The 378-nt window shown below is 63.5% G+C and carries 1 protein-coding gene; it reads left to right on the forward strand.

Annotation, left to right across the window (positions count from 1 at the left end):
• Window positions 1-54 precede the first annotated feature (54 nt).
• Window positions 55-378: MBL fold metallo-hydrolase (locus EOA32_RS38225; protein ID WP_245499551.1), on the forward strand; the 324-nt coding region annotated here is incomplete at its 3' end.

The following is a 378-nucleotide window of genomic DNA, read 5'->3' on the forward strand; positions in this document are numbered from 1 at the left end:
CATATATCCCTGCCCCACGCCCGCCTTGTCCGGCGGACACTCGAAGAGATGGGCGTGACCTCGATCCGCGTCGTGCTCAGCCACTGGCATGACGATCATATTGCCGGCAACGAGGTGTTCCATGATTGCGAGATCATCGCCAACCGCCTCACAGCCTCGGCCCTTGAACGCGGCCGGGCCGAGATCGAAGGCCGCAACCCGCCGATCAGGCCGCTCGTGCTCCCCAACAGGATATTCGATAACAACCTCCATCTGACCGTCGGAGCGATCCCCGTCGAACTCCGCCAGGTCGAAATCCACAGCCATGACGGGACGGTCCTGCTGATGCCCGATGCCGGCCTGTTGCTGGCGGGCGACACGCTGGAGGACTCGATCACC

This window comes from Mesorhizobium sp. M1A.F.Ca.ET.072.01.1.1 (genome assembly GCF_004023325.1).
Taxonomy (GTDB): domain Bacteria; phylum Pseudomonadota; class Alphaproteobacteria; order Rhizobiales; family Rhizobiaceae; genus Mesorhizobium.